Origin of the sequence: Clostridium sp., from assembly GCF_036781005.1 — a bacterium.
Lineage (GTDB): Bacteria > Bacillota > Clostridia > Clostridiales > Clostridiaceae > Clostridium_B.
In genome coordinates this window covers 12,882-31,588 of the sequence record NZ_DAIQBT010000021.1, presented here as the reverse complement: position 1 = coordinate 31,588, position 18,707 = coordinate 12,882, and the positions used below count along the sequence as shown (strand labels likewise).

Here is an 18,707-nt window from a genome sequence, read left to right as displayed (position 1 = left end):
GAGCAATGACAGGGAGGATAACCTTTGGAAAAAATAATATTGATTGGAGCAGGGGGACACTGTAGAAGTATTATTGATTCTATAAATGAGCTGAAGAGTTTTGAAATTGTGGGTATTGTGGATAAGAAAGAAAAAAAATACAGTGAATTAAACACAGATAAGGTCTTCTATGATGAAGAACTTTACTCTTTATATAAATACGGTATAAAAAATGCATTTATTGCAATTGGATCCATTGGATATCCAAATCTTAGAATAAAAATTTATAATTTGTTAAAAAGCATAGGATATTGTTTTCCGACTATAATTGATAGTACCGCTGTGGTATCCTGCAGTGCGAAGGTCGAAGAAGGCGTATTTATAGGAAAAGGGGCAATTGTAAATACAAACAGCATAATAAAAAAGCAATGTATTATAAACTCAGGGAGCATAGTAGAACATGACTGTAAAATAGATGAATTTGTTCATGTGGCACCTGGGGCAGCATTAAGTGGAGGAGTTTCTATTGGAAGGGGAACACATATAGGGACTAATGCTGCAGTAATACAAAATATTCAGGTGGGAAAAAACGTACTTATAGGGGCAGGTTCTGTAATTATTAAAAATGTTAAAGATGGAATTAAGGTTTATGGCAATCCAGGCAGGGAAGTGAATTTATGAGCCATATTTTTATAATCGGGGAAGCGGGAGTAAACCATAATGGAGATTTAAACACCGCAAAAAAAATGGTGGATAAAGCAGTGGATGCAGGGGTGAATGCAATAAAATTTCAGACCTTTAAAGCAAATAATCTGGTTACAAAATATGCAAAAAAAGCCCCCTATCAGATTAATAATTCAGGAAAAGAAATCTCTCAACTGGAAATGTTAAAAAAACTTGAACTAAGCTTTGAAGAATATAAGGAATTAAAAAATTATTGTGATATGAAAAAGACAATGTTTTTATCCTCTCCCTTTGATTTAGAGAGTATTGATTTTTTAAACAGTATGGATATGTCAATTTTTAAAATACCCTCCGGTGAAATAGATAATGTGCCCTATCTTATAAAAATAGCAAAACTTAAAAAGAAAGTTATACTGTCAACAGGTATGAGTAATCTAGCGGATATAGAATTTGCACTAAATATTTTAAGGGAAAATGGTACAAAAGATATTGTGCTACTTCATTGTAATAGTGATTATCCAACTAAAATGAAAGAAGTAAACTTGTTTGCCATGAAGACCATGGAAAGTGCCTTTAAAGTGCCTGTAGGATATTCAGATCACACAGAGGGAATAGAAGTGGCTATAGCAGCTGCAGCATTAGGTGCAAAGGTAATAGAAAAGCATTTTACACTGGATAAAAATATGCAGGGACCGGATCACAAGGCGAGTTTAGGGCCTTTGGAACTCAAGTATATGGTAAAATGCGTAAGAAATATAGAAAGAGCTCTTGGAGATGGAATAAAGGCTCAGACACCTTCGGAAAAAGTGAATGGATTGGCAGCAAGAAAAAGTCTGGTAGCTAAAATTTCCATAGCATCTGGAGAGGTGTTTACAGAAGAAAATATATGTGTAAAAAGACCAGGAACGGGAATATCACCTAAAAATTGGAGTTATGTTATTGGAAAAAAGGCAAAAAAAAGTTTTAAAAAAGATGAACTTATAGAACTATAAAGAAGGTAAGTTTAGTGGAATTCAAATTTATAGATAGAACTGAATATTTAAAGAGGATAGGAGAATTTCAAGGATTGTTTAGGGATTGTTTTAATAGAGAAATATCTGAAGAATTTTTAACATGGAGATATTTAAATAATCCCCTGGAAGATATATTGGTTAATGCTGCCCTTGAAAATAATAAGGTAATAGCAAATTATTCTGTATCACCCTGTAAAATTTGTGTTAATGGAAATATAGAAAAAGCTGCGTTATCTATGACTACAATGACACATCCTGATTTTAGGGGAAGAGGACTATTTGTTAAACTAGCAAATAGCTTGTACGAGAAAATGAAAGAATATGATTATAGAGCAGTAATTGGTTTTCCAAACAGAAATTCTCATTTTATTTTTGTAAATAGATTAAATTGGAGAGATGTATGTGAAATGCCCACTATGAAATTAAATTTATCTACAATAGGAAGCCTTGTAAATTACAGAAGTTTTAATATTATTAATGACAAAAAGTTTTTGCTTGATTATTCAAAACTTATAAATAACCATAATGAAAAAATGAGAGTATATAAGGATTTGAAATATCTAAAATGGAGATTTAGAGATAATCCTGTTAACAAATATGACAATTATGTAATAGTTCAGGGACAAAGTGTAGTTTCCTCAATAGTTACTAAGAAGTTTAATAATAGTGAAATTGATATAGTAGAAATTAATTCTTTAGAGGATTATTATACAAAGCAGATATTAGAAAGGGTTATTAAAAAAGGGAAAAAAGATAATTTAAAATATGTAAATATGTGGTGTCAGTTAAATGATATCATGTATGAAGCGGTAAAAGAGTATGGATTTGTTAACTGTGAACCTATTTCTTACTTTGGTGTTAAAGATTTTAAAGAAAAAAGCACTGATTTAAGTGCTTGTGATAATTGGAATATACAAATGGGGGATTCGGATGTGTATTAAAAAAGTTTTAGCTTTTACTGGAATTAGGTCAGATTATGAACTTATGAGTGTTTTGTATAAAAAGTTGAATAAAGCAGAGGACTTTGAAATAGAGCTTATTGTATCAGGAGCCCATTTATCGGAAACCTACGGATATACTTTAAAAAATATAGTGGAAGACGGAATACCTATAATAGCTAAAATTGAAAATCTTATTGACTCTAATTCAAGAGCTTCAAGAGTTAAATCACTGTCCATACTATTACAGGATTGTATTCATATAGTGGAGGAGTATAAACCAGATATTATTTTATATGCTGGAGATAGAGAAGAAGTGGTTGTGGGAGCATTAATAGGAACATACCTTAGAATTCCAACTATACATTTTTTTGCCGGAGATCATGCTGTGGATGGAAATATTGATAATCCAGTGAGGCATGCAGTATCTAAATTATCATCTCTTCATTTTGTCAGTAATGAGCAGTCAAAAGAAAGACTAATAAAGATTGGAGAAAATAAAAACAGGATATTTAATGTGGGAAGTCCATCACTGGATAAGTTTGTTTCCGCTAAATATATGAAAAAAAGAGAAGTAGTTCATATTATGGAAAGATCACATTGGAACAATTATGCAGTTGTTATGTTTCACCCCCTGGCAGGGGAAGAAGATAAGGCAGGCAGGTGCTTTGAAGAAATATTAATTGCCCTTGAAAGAAAGTTTGTAAATGCATTTGTAGGTTATCCAAATGTAGACAGCGGCAACAAAAAAATTATAGAAGTAATAACAAAATACCATGATAAAGAAAATTTTAAATTCTATAAAAATGTTCCCAGAACTTTATTTATAAATTTACTTAGAAATAGCATGTTTATCATTGGAAATTCCAGTGCAGCATTATATGAAGCACCTTTGTTGAAATTAGGTGCAATTAATGTGGGAAATAGACAAAAAGGGAGGTTGTGCGGAGAAAATGTGATTTTTGTAGATCCGGGGGTGAGTAATATAATAAGGGGAGTAGAGAAGGTTTTAAGTAAAGAGTTTAAGGCCTCATTGGATAAGGTGCAGTCACCCTATGGCAGCGGAAATTCAGCTGATAAAATTATAACTTTGATGAGGGAATTGGATTTTAAAAATTATGTAGCTAAAAGGGAGGACCCTTTATTGTAGGGAGGAGAATAATGAGTAATGTGGTAATTATAGCACCCCATGCAGATGATGAAACCCTTGGCTGCGGAGGAACTATATTAAAGTATGTAAGAGAAGGTTATAAAGTTTATTGGGTTATAGTAACTTCAATGACAGAGGAGCTAGGTTTTTCTAAAGAAAGAATAAATAACAGAGAATCGGAAATAGAAGACGCAGCAGATGAATATAAGTTTGAAAAGGTATTTAAATTGGAGTTTCCCACTATGGAATTAGATAGAATACCTTTTAAGGATTTAGTGGATAAAATATCAAGGTGTATTATTGATACAAAATGTGAGATTTTATATATTCCAAATTACGGTGACATACACAGTGATCATAGAATTGTTTCAGAAGCTTCCCTGTGTTGTACCAAGTGGTTTAGATATAATACAGTTAAAAAGGTATATGCTTATGAAACATTATCTGAGACTGAGTTTGGAATAAATAATTCTCTAGAGAGTTTTAGACCCAATGTATTTATAAATATAGAGGACTTTATAGAAAAAAAGTTAGAAATCATGGGTATATTTAAAAGTGAAGTAGGAAGAGCCCCTTTCCCCAGATCTGAAGATGTAGTAAGAGGGCTTTCTATATTTAGAGGAGGGGCTTCGGGTTATAAAAATGCTGAAGCATTCATGTTATTAAGAGAGAGGATAGAGTAGCTTTATCATATGGGTTAAAGATAATATTTTAAGATAAGGGAGGAAGATAATCATGATCCCGTTATCTGTACCAAATTTGAAGGGGAATGAAGAAAAATATGTATCACATGCCATAAGAAGTGAATGGATTTCTACTTCAGGCAGCTATGTGAGTGAATTTGAAAATGACATAACAAAATACTTGAATGTGGATAATGCTGTGGCCTGTGGAAGCGGTACTGCAGCAATTCATTTAGCTTTAAGGCTTTCAGGAGTTTCTGTAAACTGTGAAGTTATAGTGCCAACGGTTACATTTATAGCTTCTGTTAATCCTGTTAAATATTTAGGGGCAGAACCTGTATTTATGGACTGTGATGATAGCTTGAACATGGACTGCACAAAGCTTGAAGAATTTTTGAAAAATGAATGTGTAATGACTACAAAAGGATTAAAAAACAAGAATACTAAAAGATATATTAAAGCACTAATATTGGTTCATGTATTTGGGAATATGGCCCAGGTTGAAAAGATAAAAGAGTTAACAGACAAGTATAATATAAAATTAATAGAAGATGCTGCTGAAGCCCTTGGAACCTATTATAACTGTGGAAAGTACAAAGGAGAGTTTGCAGGTACCATAGGTGATTTTGGAGTGTACTCATTTAATGGAAATAAAATAATAACAACTGGAGGGGGTGGGATGCTAGTTGGAAAATCACCCAAGGACATAAAAAAAGCCAAGTATTTATCAACTCAAGCTAAAGATGATGAATTATATTATGTGCATAATCATATAGGATACAATTATAGAATGAATAATCTGCAAGCTGCACTGGGAAGGGCACAATTTGAAAGATTAGAGGAATTTATTGAAATAAAAATTAGAAACTATAATTTTTATAAATCTAAGATAGATGACATAGAAGGATTGAAACTTCTAGAATTTAACAATGATGCAAGAAACAATCACTGGTTTTATTCTTTGTATATAGATAATTATTCTTTAAATAGAGATGAACTTTTAAGGTATTTTTTAAAAAATCAAATACAAACAAGACCTATCTGGAAACTAATTCATACCCAAAGACCCTATATAAAAAATCAATCATATAAAATTGAAAAGGCGGTTAAATATTATAATAAAGTATTGAATGTTCCCTGCAGTACCAATTTAAAAAGGGAAAGCATAGAATATATCATAGATGTGCTGGAAAAAGTCAAATCAAATTAGGAGTGTTTTTATGCTTATTCAGAATCTTTTTATAAATAAAAATATATCAATACGGCAAGCAATTGAAAAGTTAAATAAAACTGCAAAAAAGATTCTTATTGTAGTGGAGAATGGAAAATTGAAAGCTGTAGTTACAGATGGAGATATAAGAAGGTGGATTGTAAAAAATGGGGACCTATCTTATCCAGTAGAAAATATAATGAATGTACGGCCTGTATATTTAAATATAAAGAATAGAGATAGAGTAAATGAATTAATGAAAAAATATCGTGTTGAAAGTGTACCTCTAGTAAATGAATATAATGAGGTCGTAGATATAATATTCTGGGATGACCTATATAAAGATAAGTTTAATTACAATAATACAAGAGATATATCAGTGGTTATAATGGCTGGAGGAAAAGGTACCAGACTTAATCCCTATACAAAGATTATTCAAAAAGCACTTATTCCAATTGGAAAAATACCTATAATAGAGAGAGTAATAAACAAATTTTTAGAATTTAAATTTCAAAATTTTTATGTTACGGTTAATTATAAAAAGGAAATAATAAAGGCGTATTTTAATGAAAAGCTGCCCTATAAAATAGGTTTTTTAGAAGAGAAAAAACCCCTTGGCACTGCAGGGGGATTGAGTTTGCTGGATGGCATCATAGAAGATACTTTTCTTGTAAGTAATTGTGATATATTAGTCAATGCCAACTATTCCAAAATATTAGAATACCACAGAAACCACAACAACAAGGTAACGGTGGTTACAGCCCTTAAAAATTATATAATTCCCTATGGGGTTTTTAATCTAAATCAAAAAGGGGATATAGAGTCCATTAATGAAAAACCTAACTATGAATTCTTAATTAATACAGGCATGTATGTGTTAGAAAAGGATGTATTGAAGTATATTCCAAGAGATATATATTTTGATATGACAGATCTGATAAATACCTGTTTATCAAAGGGCGAAAAAGTAGGGGCATACCCTGTAACTGATAATGACTGGTTGGATATGGGGGAGTTTGAAGAGATGAAAACCATGATAGAAAAATTGAATATTTGATAAAAAGTACTTGTAGGTTGAGGAGTTGGTGAATAAATGTATATGAATAAAAGCTTTTTAGCCATAATACCTGCAAGAAGCGGCTCAAAGGGTATAGTTGATAAAAATATAAAAGAAATGAATGATAAACCATTGATGGCCTATACTATAGAGTCCTGTATAAGATCTAAAATATTTGAAGATATAATTGTATCTACTGATTCTAAAAAATATGCTAAAATAGCAGAAAAATTTGGAGCTTCGGTTCCATTTTTGAGACCGAAGGAGTTGTCTACGGATACTGCTTCAAATCATGATGTTATACTACATGTATTAGATAAAATGAAAAAAATTGGAAAATACTATGATTATACTGTTTTGCTGCAGCCTACATCACCTCTTAGAAATGAAAATCATATATTAGAAAGTGTAGACAAGTTATTGAGTTTTAATGCAAATTCAGTAGTAGGTATGTGTGAAGTTGACTATCCGTCAGGTATTAATGTAATTTTAGATTCAAATATGCGCCTGGATTTTTTATTTGATGACAGTAAAAATAGAAGAAGACAGGATATAAAGAGGGAATATAGAATAAATGGAGCTATTTATATATGTAGAACAAGTTATTTTTTAAAATATAAGAGCTTTTATAAAGAGAAAAGCTACCCATATATAATGGATAAAATATCATCTATAGATATAGATGATATGTATCAATTTGAATTTGCAAAATTTATACTGAAAAATCATAGTTTTTTAAAGGGGGAAATATGAATAACAACCAGGATTCAATTAGTATGAACTATTATATCAATGGGTTAAAATACAGCCATTGGGAAGTTATTGAGGATAACTGTCTAGGGGAGTTCATAGATGATGAATCTTTACATTGTTTTAATCAAAAGTGTTCAGATAATTATAATTCCAAATATAATTTTTATAATATTTGTTCTCCAAAAGTTGCCAGGCAAGCTGTAGGCAAATATTGCATGGCAGGATTAAGAGCTGTTCTAGGATATTTAAAGAATGTTGGGGCAACAGATATAATAGTTGAAACAATAGCTTCTCAGCCGGTTGTAAACAATCAAAGTGTAATTAGATTTTATCCTGATAGAAATAATGAATGTACAGCATTATTGGTGCAATTCTCCAGTGGAGAAATTGTATCTATCTGTCAAATAGAGATAATACAGAGTAGTGCTTTAGTCGATAATTCTTCTGGATTTATGTTGAGTATGTTAAAAGCTGCCTTGGATAGGACTATTTTTAATATGCCCAAAATATGCAAAACATGTTGTCAGGAACAATTAAGAATACTTTTTGTAGATAATATAGGAAAGCAGGTTTCCAATATAGATACAAATAAAAATAGTGTAATTTCAGGTGGCAATAATGTAGTTATTGCAACAGGTGTAGGTATAGCACTGATTAGTTTATCGGGAAATGATGGAATTGCGGTGAATCTATGTTTTGTATCCTCTGTGAATTTCTGAATGATATATAATACTATATAATTTACAATAACACATAGCTAATCTTGAAAAAACTCTTAAATAGCTGGTAAAGTTATTAAGAAAAATTTTTGTAGTTATCTGTTAGTGAAAACTATATAGTTTCTTTTTATTTTTTAAGTAGTGTCAAAATTATGATCGTAGTCATAGAGACTTCAGCAATGGCAGTGCTAGGATAAAGTTTATGATATTTGGGGATAGTATTGTAAAAGGAGGATATAAATATGGAAAATATAGGTATAAACAATTTTATTTCTATTATTGTGGGAATATCTTTAATCTTATCATGTTGTATAATTTCTTATCTTTTTCAAAAGCATCTATTTAGTAAGTATAGAAATAAAGTGAAAAATATAGTAGGCAAAAATGACAAACCTATATCTTAAATTATCCTCTTTTCTTTAAAATTAGTGCCATAAAAAAAAGAAACATTTCTAATCCAGTCTGAATAAATATAGCCATAAAAGGATATGAATAAAGACCAAAGTTTACTAAATCCAGGCTATTTTTAAATGAGGTAGTACTAATAACAAAAGAAAGAAGTATAGCTGGAAATATAAGAGGTTTATATGTACTTAATCCTATAATTTGAGATATTCCTAAACTAAAAGCCCATATCATATTTGATGAGACCATAATTGCTGCTCCAATAAAAATCATAAGCCAGATAGCTTCTACACGTGTGAAGAATTCACCAATATGAACAAACCTTGTAAGTTCAAGGGTAGCATTAAGCATATTTTTGGCTTGTGGATAACTAAATATTCCTATTGTACTAATAATAAATATAATAATAATAAAAGTACCGATACTGACAGCAGTGAACTTTGCAATAAAGCCATTTTCAGGGTGATTACAAATAGGAATATACATTCCCATGATAATACATATCCCTATAAAAGATAAAATAAGGGGAGTACCTGTTAAAGCTGGATATATACCAAGCTCAAATTGTGGTTTAAGCCTATCTATTTTTATATCAGGGATAAGAAATAAAAAAAGTACAATGGAACTAAATAAATATATAGGTCCTAAAATTTCACATACTCTTCCTATTACTTCTATCCCTTTTATAGCAGCATAACCAATTGTAATATAAGAAGCAATAAGAAATACTATTTCTGAGGTTTTAGGAAAAAACACTACACTGAGAATCATACTCAATCCTCTTTGTAGTGTAGCAGAAATTAGTAAAAAGAAAATGGGAAATAATATTCCTATAACTTTACCTAATTTTTTCCCAAGAATAGTTATACTATACTGTACCATGTTCTGCCCTGGAAATCTTATACCCATATAAGCATACACTACAGCAAGAAGAACATCCAGAAACCAGGCTAAAACTACAGATAACCAGGCATCTCTTCTTGCTTGAAAGATCAATAGTCTTAATACCTGCAGACCGGTAAAAGAGGTAATGATACAAAAAAGCATCCATATAAATTGATTTGTACTGATAACTTCTTTTTCATGCATATTTTATTCATCTCCCATTTATAATTTATTGAAAAATATTCTTCCCAAGGGTTCAAATAATTTTCCTATAAGATTTATTGGAGTAATTATACCTAAACTTTTACCAATTTGAAGAAATAAGCATATTAATAGTATGAACCCCACGGACAATAATTCTTTCCACATTTTTTTTTCATTAAAGGAATTCCTTCCAGTATACATATTAGCAATATTGAAATAATTATGATTGCTATCATTTAGCTTTTTCCTCCTTAAGGTACTTAAAATTAGTAAGTATACTCAATCATTTGATATAACAGAGTCTTTAATTATACCTATATTAGTTATTTTAATTTTAAAATTAATTTTATAATTTATATTTGGAAATATTTTATCCCAATCTTTTTTCATGGTAATCCACTTTTGGGGATAATTATTATATATTTTTGTTGAAAAACCGACAAAGTCTGCATTGAAATGTTTCTGTGATTTATCTACCAATTCACCTAATTGATTTGTCAGTGCTATTTCAATGTTATGTTCTAACTTATCTAACATTTCAGGACTCATAGTAATATTTTGTATTTCTCTAATAAAGGCATCTCCTGTACATTCAATTTCTATATTAACTTTATCTCCAGTTATATGAGGAATAATTTTATTGGATTTTTTAAAAATATCTGCAGTTATATTCTCATTATTTTTCATTAATTTATCCAGGAATATAACCATATGACCTTTTGAATAATCAATTAACCATAATAAGTTTTTAGATTCTTCATTTGTTAGAGTTCCAATTAAACGATTATTTTTAAAAATAGCTGTTTTTTCAATTATGATTTTTCCGCCAGTATTATCTTTTGAATTTTTAAGTTCGATTACAGGAGCAAAACTTGTCTTCGATTCCTTTTTTGATTCTATAATAAAAGTATTTAGGGTAACAGGTAAAATAGATGGATCCTTTTTAAATCGTTCCATCATATTGGTTATACCCATTGAAGTGGTATCTTCTCCAGGTATCTTACTCTCTAAAATTTCCCGGGCTGTTTTATTGGCAACAAGTATCCAATTAATACTACGAATTTCACGATTTCTATTTAAATAGTCCATTACTTCACAAACTTTTGATTCACATAAATTTTTTGAAAGAATGATTGTTTTAGTATGTGAAAAATCTACAATCGTAGAATTGTTTTTTGAGAAGTTTTGGATTGCATCAAAAATAGATTTACCTGTGCTTATTTTTATAATGGATCTATTCCCCTTTTGATACGTATTATTGTCACTTCGAGAAGATTTGGGATCAATAATTTCTAATGTTACAAGAAAGGGTTTATCGCCAGATATTTTATCAATACCTATACCCATTACAATAGAAGTTTCATTCAACTCAATTTTATCGTTACCGCACCCACAAAGTAAAATAAAAGATATAAAAATGAAAATATTAAATAATATCAATCTATGCCTGATAGTATCTTTCATATTTTAGTATCCTTTCTTATTTTTAGTAGGTGGGTGAGGTTTTAAATGAGATCCCTGGCGGCGTGAATTGATGGCATAATGTGGTCTATGCCTCATATGCCACCAAGGAAATCTTACTATGAAATCTTTAAGCCCTCTTAAATTTAAAGGTGAAATAGGGGAAAGATAATTTACGCCAAAGGATCTTAATGATGACAGATGAATTAAGATTAGAATAACACCTAACATAATTCCATATAAACCCAAAAATGCCCCTAAAAAAATCATAAAAAACCGTAAAATGCGAATAGTGTAACCCATATCATAAGATGGAATACCAAAGGAAGCTATTGCTGTAATAGCTATAATGATAACCATAATAGGCGAAACAATACCGGCTCTAACAGCCGCATCACCAATGACAAGTGCACCTACCATACCTACAGTTTGATTAACAGGTGCAGGAAGGCGAATTTCTGCTTCTCTAAAGGCTTCAAAGGTTATCTCCATCATTAATACTTCCAAGACAATAGGAAAAGGAACTCCCCGTGCAGCTCCAAGGATGCTAATAAATAGGGGGGTAGGAATCATTTCCTTATGATATAAAATAATTGCTACAAAAGATCCGGGAAGTAAAAGTGAAATTCCGAAAAAAATTAAACGTATTAAGCGAATGAGTAAAGCAATTGGGTATCTTTCATAATAATCTTCGCTAGCTTGTAGAAATTGAATCATAGTGGCAGGAAGTATAAGAACACAAGGTGTACCATCCACTAAAACTGCTACTCTGCCTTCTAAAATCCCAGCTGCTACTTTGTCTGGCCTTTCACTATGTTGAATTTGTGGAAACAGTGTATAGGATGTGTCCTCTATTAATTCTTCTATGTATCCACTTTCCAAAATAGAGTCTACGTCTATTTTTTCAATTCTTTCTCTTACCTCTTTAACAATATTGTCATCCACTATACCTTTTAAATAAGTAATATTTATTTTTGTTTGGGTCTGTCTACCAACTATAAATTCTTCAATTTTTAATTGGTAGGATTTGATCTTTCGTCTAAGCTGAGAAACATTAGTAGAAATATTTTCTGTAAAGCTTTCATTTGGTCCTCTAACTACCTTTTCAGTGTTTGTTTCTGATATGTTTTTTTCCTTCCAGCCTGGTGTTGTGATTTTTAAAGCATTAATATCTCCATCTAGTAAAAATACAGTATTTCCATTTAGTAAAGTATATACAACTTCTCCAATAGTTGATAGTTCACTTGTATCGGCAATTTTAAGAAAATGTTTTTTTGCTATTTGCGTAATATGGTCGGATGTTAGTAATTCTGAAGGCATTTCTTTAATATTCATAATTGATGTTATTATACTTTCATTAATTAATTTAATATCTGCAAGTCCATTTATAAAAATAAGAACAGAAGAACGTTTAATTGTATCTATAAAAAATTCATGATAAACAATATCAATACAATCTGAAAATAAGCTATATAAAATATTTAAATTATCTGAAAGAGATTTACTTAAAGGTAAATATTCTTCGGCATAAGATGATTTTTCTGTATAAATGGGGGCTAAAGTTGAGGTGCTTTTAGAATTAAAAAATTTCTTCACAATTAAAATCACTCCTGCTATAAAAATTAGTTTATAACTTATAATTATTGTGTGTATTATGAGCGAAAATATTCAATATGGTATTCAAAGGTGATAAGATGAAAAAATAAGTAAAAGATTGTTTAAAAATAGTTAATTAGGGTGCTTGGATAAAAATATTTTTATTCTACTGATAGTAGCCTAGAGTTCATTTTCTGAATTGCCATATTTTTTATGGTCAATAGTGTAAAAGTATGGTAAAATACTCACAAGTAACCCTCCACTAAGCTCATGGTAACCCAGGAAATACTACATCTTTAGTGCGAGGGATATTCTTTTTTATCAAGTTATTCTAAGATTCAGGTGGAGTTTGTTCATGAGGAATGCATATCTTCATCTGAATTTTAGAAAAGCCTATCCAGGTTACTCACTACTTTGAGGAAGATGGGGTGTTAGCAATGGTAACGTTGGGATAAATATTTTTTAATTGCTTAGGAGGAATGAAAGATGAATTTAAATAATTTTAAAAACCATATAGATAAAAAAATTTTAGATAGAGGATGTGCATATTATGACGCGGGAAATATACTTGAAACTTATAGTCAGGGGAACAATGAATATATTTTTCAAATTCAGGGAAGTAAGGATTATAAGGTTGTAGTAAAGTTGGATGATATGGGAGAAATATTGTATTCTCAGTGTGATTGTCCTTATGAATTTGGGCTTGTATGTAAACATGAAGCAGCAGCTTATTTTCAGCTATATGATATTTTAAATAATGAGGATAACATAAAAAGCATAAAAAAAGAAACAGTGAATCAGCCAACATTCAAGGAAGTGTTAGACAATATTTCTAAAGATGAATTAATCAAAATTATAATAGACATAACGGAAAAAGATAAAATCTTGAAAAATAGTATTATTGTCAGGTACTCAAAAGGTAATCACAAACAGGAACTTGAAAGGTGCAAAAATCTTATAGATTCTATTGTAAGAAAATATACGGGAAGAGAAAGATTTATAAAATACAGTGAAACCTATGGCTTTGTCAGTGATATGGAAGACTTATTAGGAAAGATAAAAAATACAGAGGATATATTATTAGCTTTGGATATTGCTTTTTTACTATTTAATGAAGCTGTTGAAGCTTTCCAGTATGCAGATGATTCTAACGGAGAAATAGGATCTTTAGTAAATGAAACTATAGATATGATAAAGGAAATTGTAATGAAAATAGATATTTCAAATATAAACTTGAGAGAAAAAGTATTTAATAAGATATTAGAAGAAAGTAATAATGAGGTTTTCGGAGGATGGGATGAATATAAAATTGAGATGCTTAGGCTATGTACAGAATTTGCTGATGTAGAAGAATTCAGGGAGAAATTAAGGGAAAAAATAGAATATTTACTAAATAAAAATTTGAATAAAGAATATGGAAAATACATGAATGAAAGTATGATGAGAATATTATTTGATATGATAAAAAAATATGGTACAAAAAAAGAAGAAGATAATTTTATAAGAGATAATCGTGTATTCACATATTTCAGAGAATTACTTATAAATAAATATATTAAAGAAAAAAATTACCACAAAGTAATAGAATTAGCTTTAGAAGGAGAAAAACAAGATAAGCAGTATAGAGGGCTGATATCAACATGGAAAAAAATAAGATACACAGCTTATAAAGATCTCTCATTAAAAGAAGAACAATTCAAATTGGCAAAAGAACTCTTACTTCATGGAGATTTTGAATATTATGATGAATTAAAAGAATTAGCTGCAGGAGATAAAGAAATATTATATAATAATTTAAAACAAGAATTGAAAAATGACAGAAATGGATATGGAACAAGTATTTACCTTAAGCTTATAGTAGAGAAAAATGATTTAGATGAAATAATGGAATTTGTGAGAAAAAATCCAACAAGTATAGAAAGATACGCAGATATGCTGGTAAATAAGTTTAAAGATGATGTTATAGATATTTATAGTAAACATATAAAATCCTCAGCAAGTTTCTCATCAAATAGAAAGGATTATCAGAGAGTGTGTGAGATACTGAAAAGGTATAAAAAAATAGCTGGAGAAGAGAAACAAAAAGGCATGATAAATGAACTGAATGTTTTATATAGGAAAAGACCGGCATTTGTAGATGAACTTAATAAAATCAGATAAATGAAAAGATATTATTAAAAAACGTATAATTAGGAGGCATTTAATTTGAAAAACCATCATGAACTTGAAAAATTGTTGATGTCTATAGATGGGCGTGGGTATTCTGCTTATAAACAAATAAAGGGAGTATATAATTTTAGAGGCTACAAACTTTTGGTTGACCATGTCCAGGCAGATCCATATGCTCCTCCCTCTAAAGTCCGCATTGTAATTAATCGTGATATCACAGGTATACCAGATGAGCTAGTTGATTCTAAAGAAAAAATAACAGCTGTTTCCGATTTTCTCATAAGGGTTTTTGATAATAATATTAAACATCTAAACAAGGGTGTTGATGGAACAGGGGGAAGCGGACTGTTGTCAATTGATCATTGCGGACAGGAAATGCTTGAGAGAACAGCAGTTTTGATTAAAGATAATCACATTGAAGTTAGATTTGAAATTGGTTTGCCTGCTGCAGGAAGACGGGTTTTAGGTAAAGCTGCCAACCGTATTTTTCAGGATGTTCTTCCTAAAATAGTAGATAGTTCTTTGTTATATAAAAATATTGATGAAAAAGCATTAAAAAATCAGGTAAATTTAATTCAGGATCAAATGTATATCAGAAAGGAATTGAAAAAAAAGGGGCTTGTTGCCTTTATTGCCAATGGGTCTATTTTGCCAAGAAAAAGTGGTATATCTGACAAACCCTTATCTAAGGAAGGGATTCCTTTTAAAAGTCCTAAAAAATTTGAGACAGAAATTTTATTGCCTTATAATGGCAAAATTACAGGAATGGGGATACCTAAGGGAATAACTTTAATTGTGGGTGGAGGTTACCACGGAAAATCCACATTACTTAAGGCACTTGAACTTGGAGTATACAATCATATCCCCGGTGATGGCAGGGAATTTGTAATCACCTTGGAGGATGCAGTAAAAATTCGTGCTGAGGATGGAAGAAATGTAGAAAAAGTTAATATCAGCACCTTTATAAATAATCTTCCGGGCAATAAAGATATTTTCCAATTTTCCACGGAAAATGCAAGCGGAAGTATTTCTCAAGCGGCAAATGTGGTGGAAGCTTTGGAAGTTGGAACTTCTCTTTTACTGATTGATGAAGATACCTCTGCCACCAATTTTATGATAAGAGATGGGCGAATGCAAAAACTGGTTTCAAATGATAAAGAACCAATAACACCTTTTATTGACAAGGTAAAATCATTATATGATGAAAATGGGGTTTCAACTATATTAATAGTGGGAGGTTCAGGAGATTATTTTGATGTAGCCCACCAAATTATTATGATGGATGAATATGTTCCGAAGGATGTAACAGCCACTGCCAAAGAGATTGCAGCTTCCCATGGATACAGACGGGAAGGGATCATAAACAGTAAATTTGGAGAAATTACACATAGAATACCTTTAAAGACGGGATTTCCAGGAAGGGGAAAAGAAGAGCGTATTAAGTGTAAAGGAAAATATAAAATTTTATATGGAAAAGAAATTATCGATCTTTCTGCTTTGGAACAATTAATAGATGACAGCCAGACCAATTGTATTGCTGTGATGATTGATTTTTTGAGAAAGAGTATTTTAGATGATAAGATATCTATTTTCCAAGCTGTAAATAAATTATATGAGCAGATAGAAAAGTATGGGCTAGATTCTATTTCTCCCTATACAGGCCACCCGGGCAATCTGGCACTGCCTAGAAAATATGAATTTTGTGCTGCTTTGAACCGCTATAGGAGATTAAAGATAAAAATATCGAAGGTGAATTTTAAATGAAACTTAAAAGTAGACCACTATTTAAAATAAGTGAAATTCAAATTTTAATATGGGGGTTTTTGTTAATAATTATGGTAGGTGCTATTTTATTATGTCTCCCTATATCCTCTCAAAATCATAAGTATACTAATTTTATAGATTCATTATTTGTAGCTACATCTGCGACCTGTGTGACGGGACTTACAACAGTGGATACAGGGACTCATTGGAATTATTTTGGGAAAACTGTGATTTTAATTTTAATTCAAGTTGGAGGGCTTGGATTTATGGCATTTTCTACGCTTATTGCATTAATTCTAGGAAGGAAAATTACATTAAGAGAAAGACTTTTAATTCACGAGTCACTTAATTCTTTTAATATACAGGGACTTGTAAAAATGTCAAAATACATATTGCTGTTTACTTTTTTAGTAGAGGCCGTAGGTGCAGTTATTCTATGTTCTCAGTTTGTTCCCCAATTTGGAGTTTATAGAGGACTTTTTTATTCAATTTTTCATTCTGTGTCTGCTTTCTGTAACGCTGGTATAGATTTGGTGGGAGAGGGTAGAAGTTTAATGCCTTATTATGATAATTTTACAATAATATTTACCATAAGTATATTGATTATCATTGGAGGATTGGGGTTTTATGTATGGCAGGAAATATATAATTTAAGCTTTAAATATACAAAAAGACTTTCTTTTCATTCAAAGGTTTGTATAACAATGACTATTATACTCTTAATTTCTGGAACTATACTTTTATTGCTATTTGAATTTGATAATCCAGTTACTATAAAAAATATGAATCTACAAAATAAGTTATTATCTTCATTTTTCTTTTCAACTTCTTTAAGGACCGCTGGATTTAACTCGATTTCTATGTCTGATATAAGTGAAAACAGTAAACTTTTATCTATTGTATTTATGTTTATAGGTGGGGCACCAGGTTCTACCGCAGGGGGAATAAAAACAACTACAGCGGCTCTAATTATAATGACAGCTGTATCCATAATAAAAGGCAGGGGGGAAACTGAAATTTATAAAAGAACTATAAAAAAAGATTTGGTTTACAGAGCTGTTGCAATATTTGTAGTTTATATAATTTGTATTTTAACATTTTGTTTCATATTGGGTGTAAGTGAAAAAAATCAATCTTTAGAATCTATAATTTTCGAATGTGTATCGGCCTTTGGAACTGTAGGATTAAGTTTAGGAATTACATCTGAGTTAAGCAGCATAGGAAAAATTATTATAATTGTGGGTATGTTTTTTGGAAGACTAGGTAGTCTTACAATAGTATTGTCTATGGTAAATAGAAAAATACCTAAATCCATAAAATACCCCCAAGGTAAAATGTTAATTGGATAAAATCTAAAAACTGAAGGTGATTTTATGAAAAAAAAGCAATACCTAGTAGTAGGCTTGGGCAGATTTGGAAAATCAATAGCTAGGACTCTTTATGAGCTTGGAAATGATGTACTTGCAGTAGATTTAAGGGCAGATAATGTTGAGGATATAACTCCTTATGTTACACAGGCAGTTGAAGCAGATGCTACTGAAGAGGAGAACCTGAAGGCTCTTGGTGTGAACAATTTTGATGTAGCTGTAATAGGAATAGGTACCGATATTCAAAGTAGCGTTATAGTTACTTTGCTGTTAAAGGAAATGGGTATGAAGTTTGTACTTGCCAAGGCCAACACAGATTTGCATGCCAAAATCTTATATAAAATAGGAGCTGATAAAGTGGTTTTTCCTGAAAAAGATACAGCGGTTAGAATTGCCCATAATCTGGTATCAAATAATATACTGGATTTTATAGCGTTATCCCCGGAATATAGAGTAGCGGAAATACTATGTATAAAAAAATGGATTGGAAAAAATCTAAAACAATTGAATATAAGGTCTAAGTATGGAATAAATATTATAATAATAAAAAGAGGTGACGATATAAATGTATCACCTGCTTCAGATTTTGTATTTTTAGAAGGGGATATAATTGTTGCTATAGGAAGACAAAAGGAAATTGAAAAATTAGAAAATAGTATTTGATTGGATA

Annotated in this window: 17 protein-coding genes; 14 read left to right on the top strand and 3 right to left on the bottom strand. The window is 30.6% G+C overall.

Annotation, left to right across the window (positions count from 1 at the left end; all coding sequences use genetic code 11):
* Positions 1-24 precede the first annotated feature (24 nt).
* The 10 genes from V7Q02_RS09900 (at position 25) to V7Q02_RS09855 (ending at position 8,590) form a co-directional block, all read left to right on the top strand.
* Positions 25-660, top strand: coding sequence for an acetyltransferase (locus tag V7Q02_RS09900; RefSeq protein ID WP_333860852.1), 636 nt, complete (start codon positions 25-27; stop codon positions 658-660).
* Positions 657-1,655, top strand: a complete 999-nt coding sequence (neuB, locus tag V7Q02_RS09895; RefSeq protein WP_333860851.1) for an N-acetylneuraminate synthase — start codon at positions 657-659, stop codon at positions 1,653-1,655. Before V7Q02_RS09900 ends, neuB begins: the two co-directional genes overlap by 4 nt.
* A 14-nt stretch (positions 1,656-1,669) precedes the next feature.
* Positions 1,670-2,617, top strand: coding sequence for a GNAT family N-acetyltransferase (locus V7Q02_RS09890; protein ID WP_333860850.1), 948 nt, complete (start codon positions 1,670-1,672; stop codon positions 2,615-2,617).
* Positions 2,607-3,764, top strand: a complete 1,158-nt coding sequence (gene neuC / locus V7Q02_RS09885; RefSeq protein ID WP_333860849.1) for a UDP-N-acetylglucosamine 2-epimerase — start codon at positions 2,607-2,609, stop codon at positions 3,762-3,764. The genes V7Q02_RS09890 and neuC overlap by 11 nt, the downstream gene beginning before the upstream one ends.
* Before the next feature lie 11 nt (positions 3,765-3,775).
* The gene (locus V7Q02_RS09880; RefSeq protein ID WP_333860848.1) at positions 3,776-4,447 is read left to right on the top strand and encodes a PIG-L deacetylase family protein; all 672 of its coding nucleotides are present in this window, start codon (positions 3,776-3,778) and stop codon (positions 4,445-4,447) included.
* Positions 4,448-4,499: 52 nt separating this feature from the next.
* Entirely contained in the window at positions 4,500-5,657 is a 1,158-nt protein-coding gene (locus V7Q02_RS09875) for a LegC family aminotransferase (protein WP_333860847.1), read from the top strand.
* Positions 5,658-5,667: 10 nt separating this feature from the next.
* A complete protein-coding gene (locus V7Q02_RS09870; RefSeq protein WP_333860846.1) occupies positions 5,668-6,714 on the top strand; it encodes a nucleotidyltransferase family protein in 1,047 nt (348 codons plus the stop codon).
* 42 nt (positions 6,715-6,756) lie between these two features.
* Complete coding sequence (locus V7Q02_RS09865) at positions 6,757-7,467, top strand: acylneuraminate cytidylyltransferase family protein (RefSeq protein WP_333860845.1); 711 nt, start codon at positions 6,757-6,759, stop codon at positions 7,465-7,467.
* Positions 7,464-8,186, top strand: a complete 723-nt coding sequence (locus V7Q02_RS09860) for a hypothetical protein (RefSeq protein ID WP_333860844.1) — start codon at positions 7,464-7,466, stop codon at positions 8,184-8,186. The genes V7Q02_RS09865 and V7Q02_RS09860 overlap by 4 nt, the downstream gene beginning before the upstream one ends.
* A 242-nt stretch (positions 8,187-8,428) precedes the next feature.
* A complete protein-coding gene (locus tag V7Q02_RS09855; RefSeq protein WP_333860843.1) occupies positions 8,429-8,590 on the top strand; it encodes a hypothetical protein in 162 nt (53 codons plus the stop codon).
* 1 nt (position 8,591) lies between these two features.
* On the opposite strand, the gene V7Q02_RS09850 is transcribed toward V7Q02_RS09855, so the two are convergent.
* The 3 genes from V7Q02_RS09850 to V7Q02_RS09840 all read right to left on the bottom strand — a co-directional run bounded on the left by V7Q02_RS09850 (position 8,592) and on the right by V7Q02_RS09840 (position 12,737).
* Positions 8,592-9,680 carry a GerAB/ArcD/ProY family transporter gene (locus V7Q02_RS09850; protein WP_333860842.1) on the bottom strand — a complete coding sequence of 363 codons (1,089 nt, stop codon included), beginning with the start codon at positions 9,678-9,680 and terminating at the stop codon, positions 8,592-8,594.
* A 279-nt stretch (positions 9,681-9,959) separates the two neighbouring features.
* Positions 9,960-11,144: a Ger(x)C family spore germination protein gene (locus V7Q02_RS09845; protein ID WP_333860841.1), complete on the bottom strand. Its 1,185-nt coding sequence runs from the start codon at positions 11,142-11,144 to the stop codon at positions 9,960-9,962.
* A 3-nt stretch (positions 11,145-11,147) separates the two neighbouring features.
* On the bottom strand, positions 11,148-12,737 hold the full coding sequence (locus V7Q02_RS09840; protein ID WP_333860840.1) for a spore germination protein: 1,590 nt from the start codon (positions 12,735-12,737) through the stop codon (positions 11,148-11,150).
* A gap of 486 nt (positions 12,738-13,223) precedes the next feature.
* Here V7Q02_RS09840 and V7Q02_RS09835 point away from each other — a divergent pair, with 486 nt between their 5' ends.
* Genes V7Q02_RS09835 through V7Q02_RS09820 form a run of 4 tightly spaced genes read left to right on the top strand, consistent with a single transcriptional unit; the run spans position 13,224 to position 18,700 of the window.
* Entirely contained in the window at positions 13,224-14,897 is a 1,674-nt protein-coding gene (locus tag V7Q02_RS09835) for an SWIM zinc finger family protein (protein ID WP_333860839.1), read from the top strand.
* A 45-nt stretch (positions 14,898-14,942) separates the two neighbouring features.
* Positions 14,943-16,670 (top strand): ABC-ATPase domain-containing protein, encoded by a 1,728-nt coding sequence (locus V7Q02_RS09830; RefSeq protein ID WP_333860838.1) that lies wholly within the window; start codon positions 14,943-14,945, stop codon positions 16,668-16,670.
* Entirely contained in the window at positions 16,667-18,019 is a 1,353-nt protein-coding gene (locus V7Q02_RS09825; protein WP_333860837.1) for a TrkH family potassium uptake protein, read from the top strand. The genes V7Q02_RS09830 and V7Q02_RS09825 overlap by 4 nt, the downstream gene beginning before the upstream one ends.
* 24 nt (positions 18,020-18,043) lie before the next feature.
* Complete coding sequence (locus tag V7Q02_RS09820; RefSeq protein WP_333860836.1) at positions 18,044-18,700, top strand: potassium channel family protein; 657 nt, start codon at positions 18,044-18,046, stop codon at positions 18,698-18,700.
* The last annotated feature ends 7 nt before the right edge of the window (positions 18,701-18,707 follow it).

Excerpts from the sequence above, each read along its gene's own strand:
- neuB (WP_333860851.1), top strand. The coding sequence starts at position 657 with ATGAGCCATATTTTTATAATCGGGGAAGCGGGAGTAAACCATAATGGA.
- neuC (WP_333860849.1), top strand. The coding sequence starts at position 2,607 with ATGTGTATTAAAAAAGTTTTAGCTTTTACTGGAATTAGGTCAGATTAT.
- V7Q02_RS09880 (WP_333860848.1), top strand. The coding sequence starts at position 3,776 with ATGAGTAATGTGGTAATTATAGCACCCCATGCAGATGATGAAACCCTT.
- V7Q02_RS09875 (WP_333860847.1), top strand. The coding sequence starts at position 4,500 with ATGATCCCGTTATCTGTACCAAATTTGAAGGGGAATGAAGAAAAATAT.
- V7Q02_RS09870 (WP_333860846.1), top strand. The coding sequence starts at position 5,668 with ATGCTTATTCAGAATCTTTTTATAAATAAAAATATATCAATACGGCAA.
- V7Q02_RS09865 (WP_333860845.1), top strand. The coding sequence starts at position 6,757 with ATGAATAAAAGCTTTTTAGCCATAATACCTGCAAGAAGCGGCTCAAAG.
- V7Q02_RS09860 (WP_333860844.1), top strand. The coding sequence starts at position 7,464 with ATGAATAACAACCAGGATTCAATTAGTATGAACTATTATATCAATGGG.
- V7Q02_RS09855 (WP_333860843.1), top strand. The coding sequence starts at position 8,429 with ATGGAAAATATAGGTATAAACAATTTTATTTCTATTATTGTGGGAATA.
- V7Q02_RS09850 (WP_333860842.1), bottom strand. The coding sequence starts at position 9,680 with ATGCATGAAAAAGAAGTTATCAGTACAAATCAATTTATATGGATGCTT.
- V7Q02_RS09845 (WP_333860841.1), bottom strand. The coding sequence starts at position 11,144 with ATGAAAGATACTATCAGGCATAGATTGATATTATTTAATATTTTCATT.
- V7Q02_RS09835 (WP_333860839.1), top strand. The coding sequence starts at position 13,224 with ATGAATTTAAATAATTTTAAAAACCATATAGATAAAAAAATTTTAGAT.
- V7Q02_RS09825 (WP_333860837.1), top strand. The coding sequence starts at position 16,667 with ATGAAACTTAAAAGTAGACCACTATTTAAAATAAGTGAAATTCAAATT.
- V7Q02_RS09820 (WP_333860836.1), top strand. The coding sequence starts at position 18,044 with ATGAAAAAAAAGCAATACCTAGTAGTAGGCTTGGGCAGATTTGGAAAA.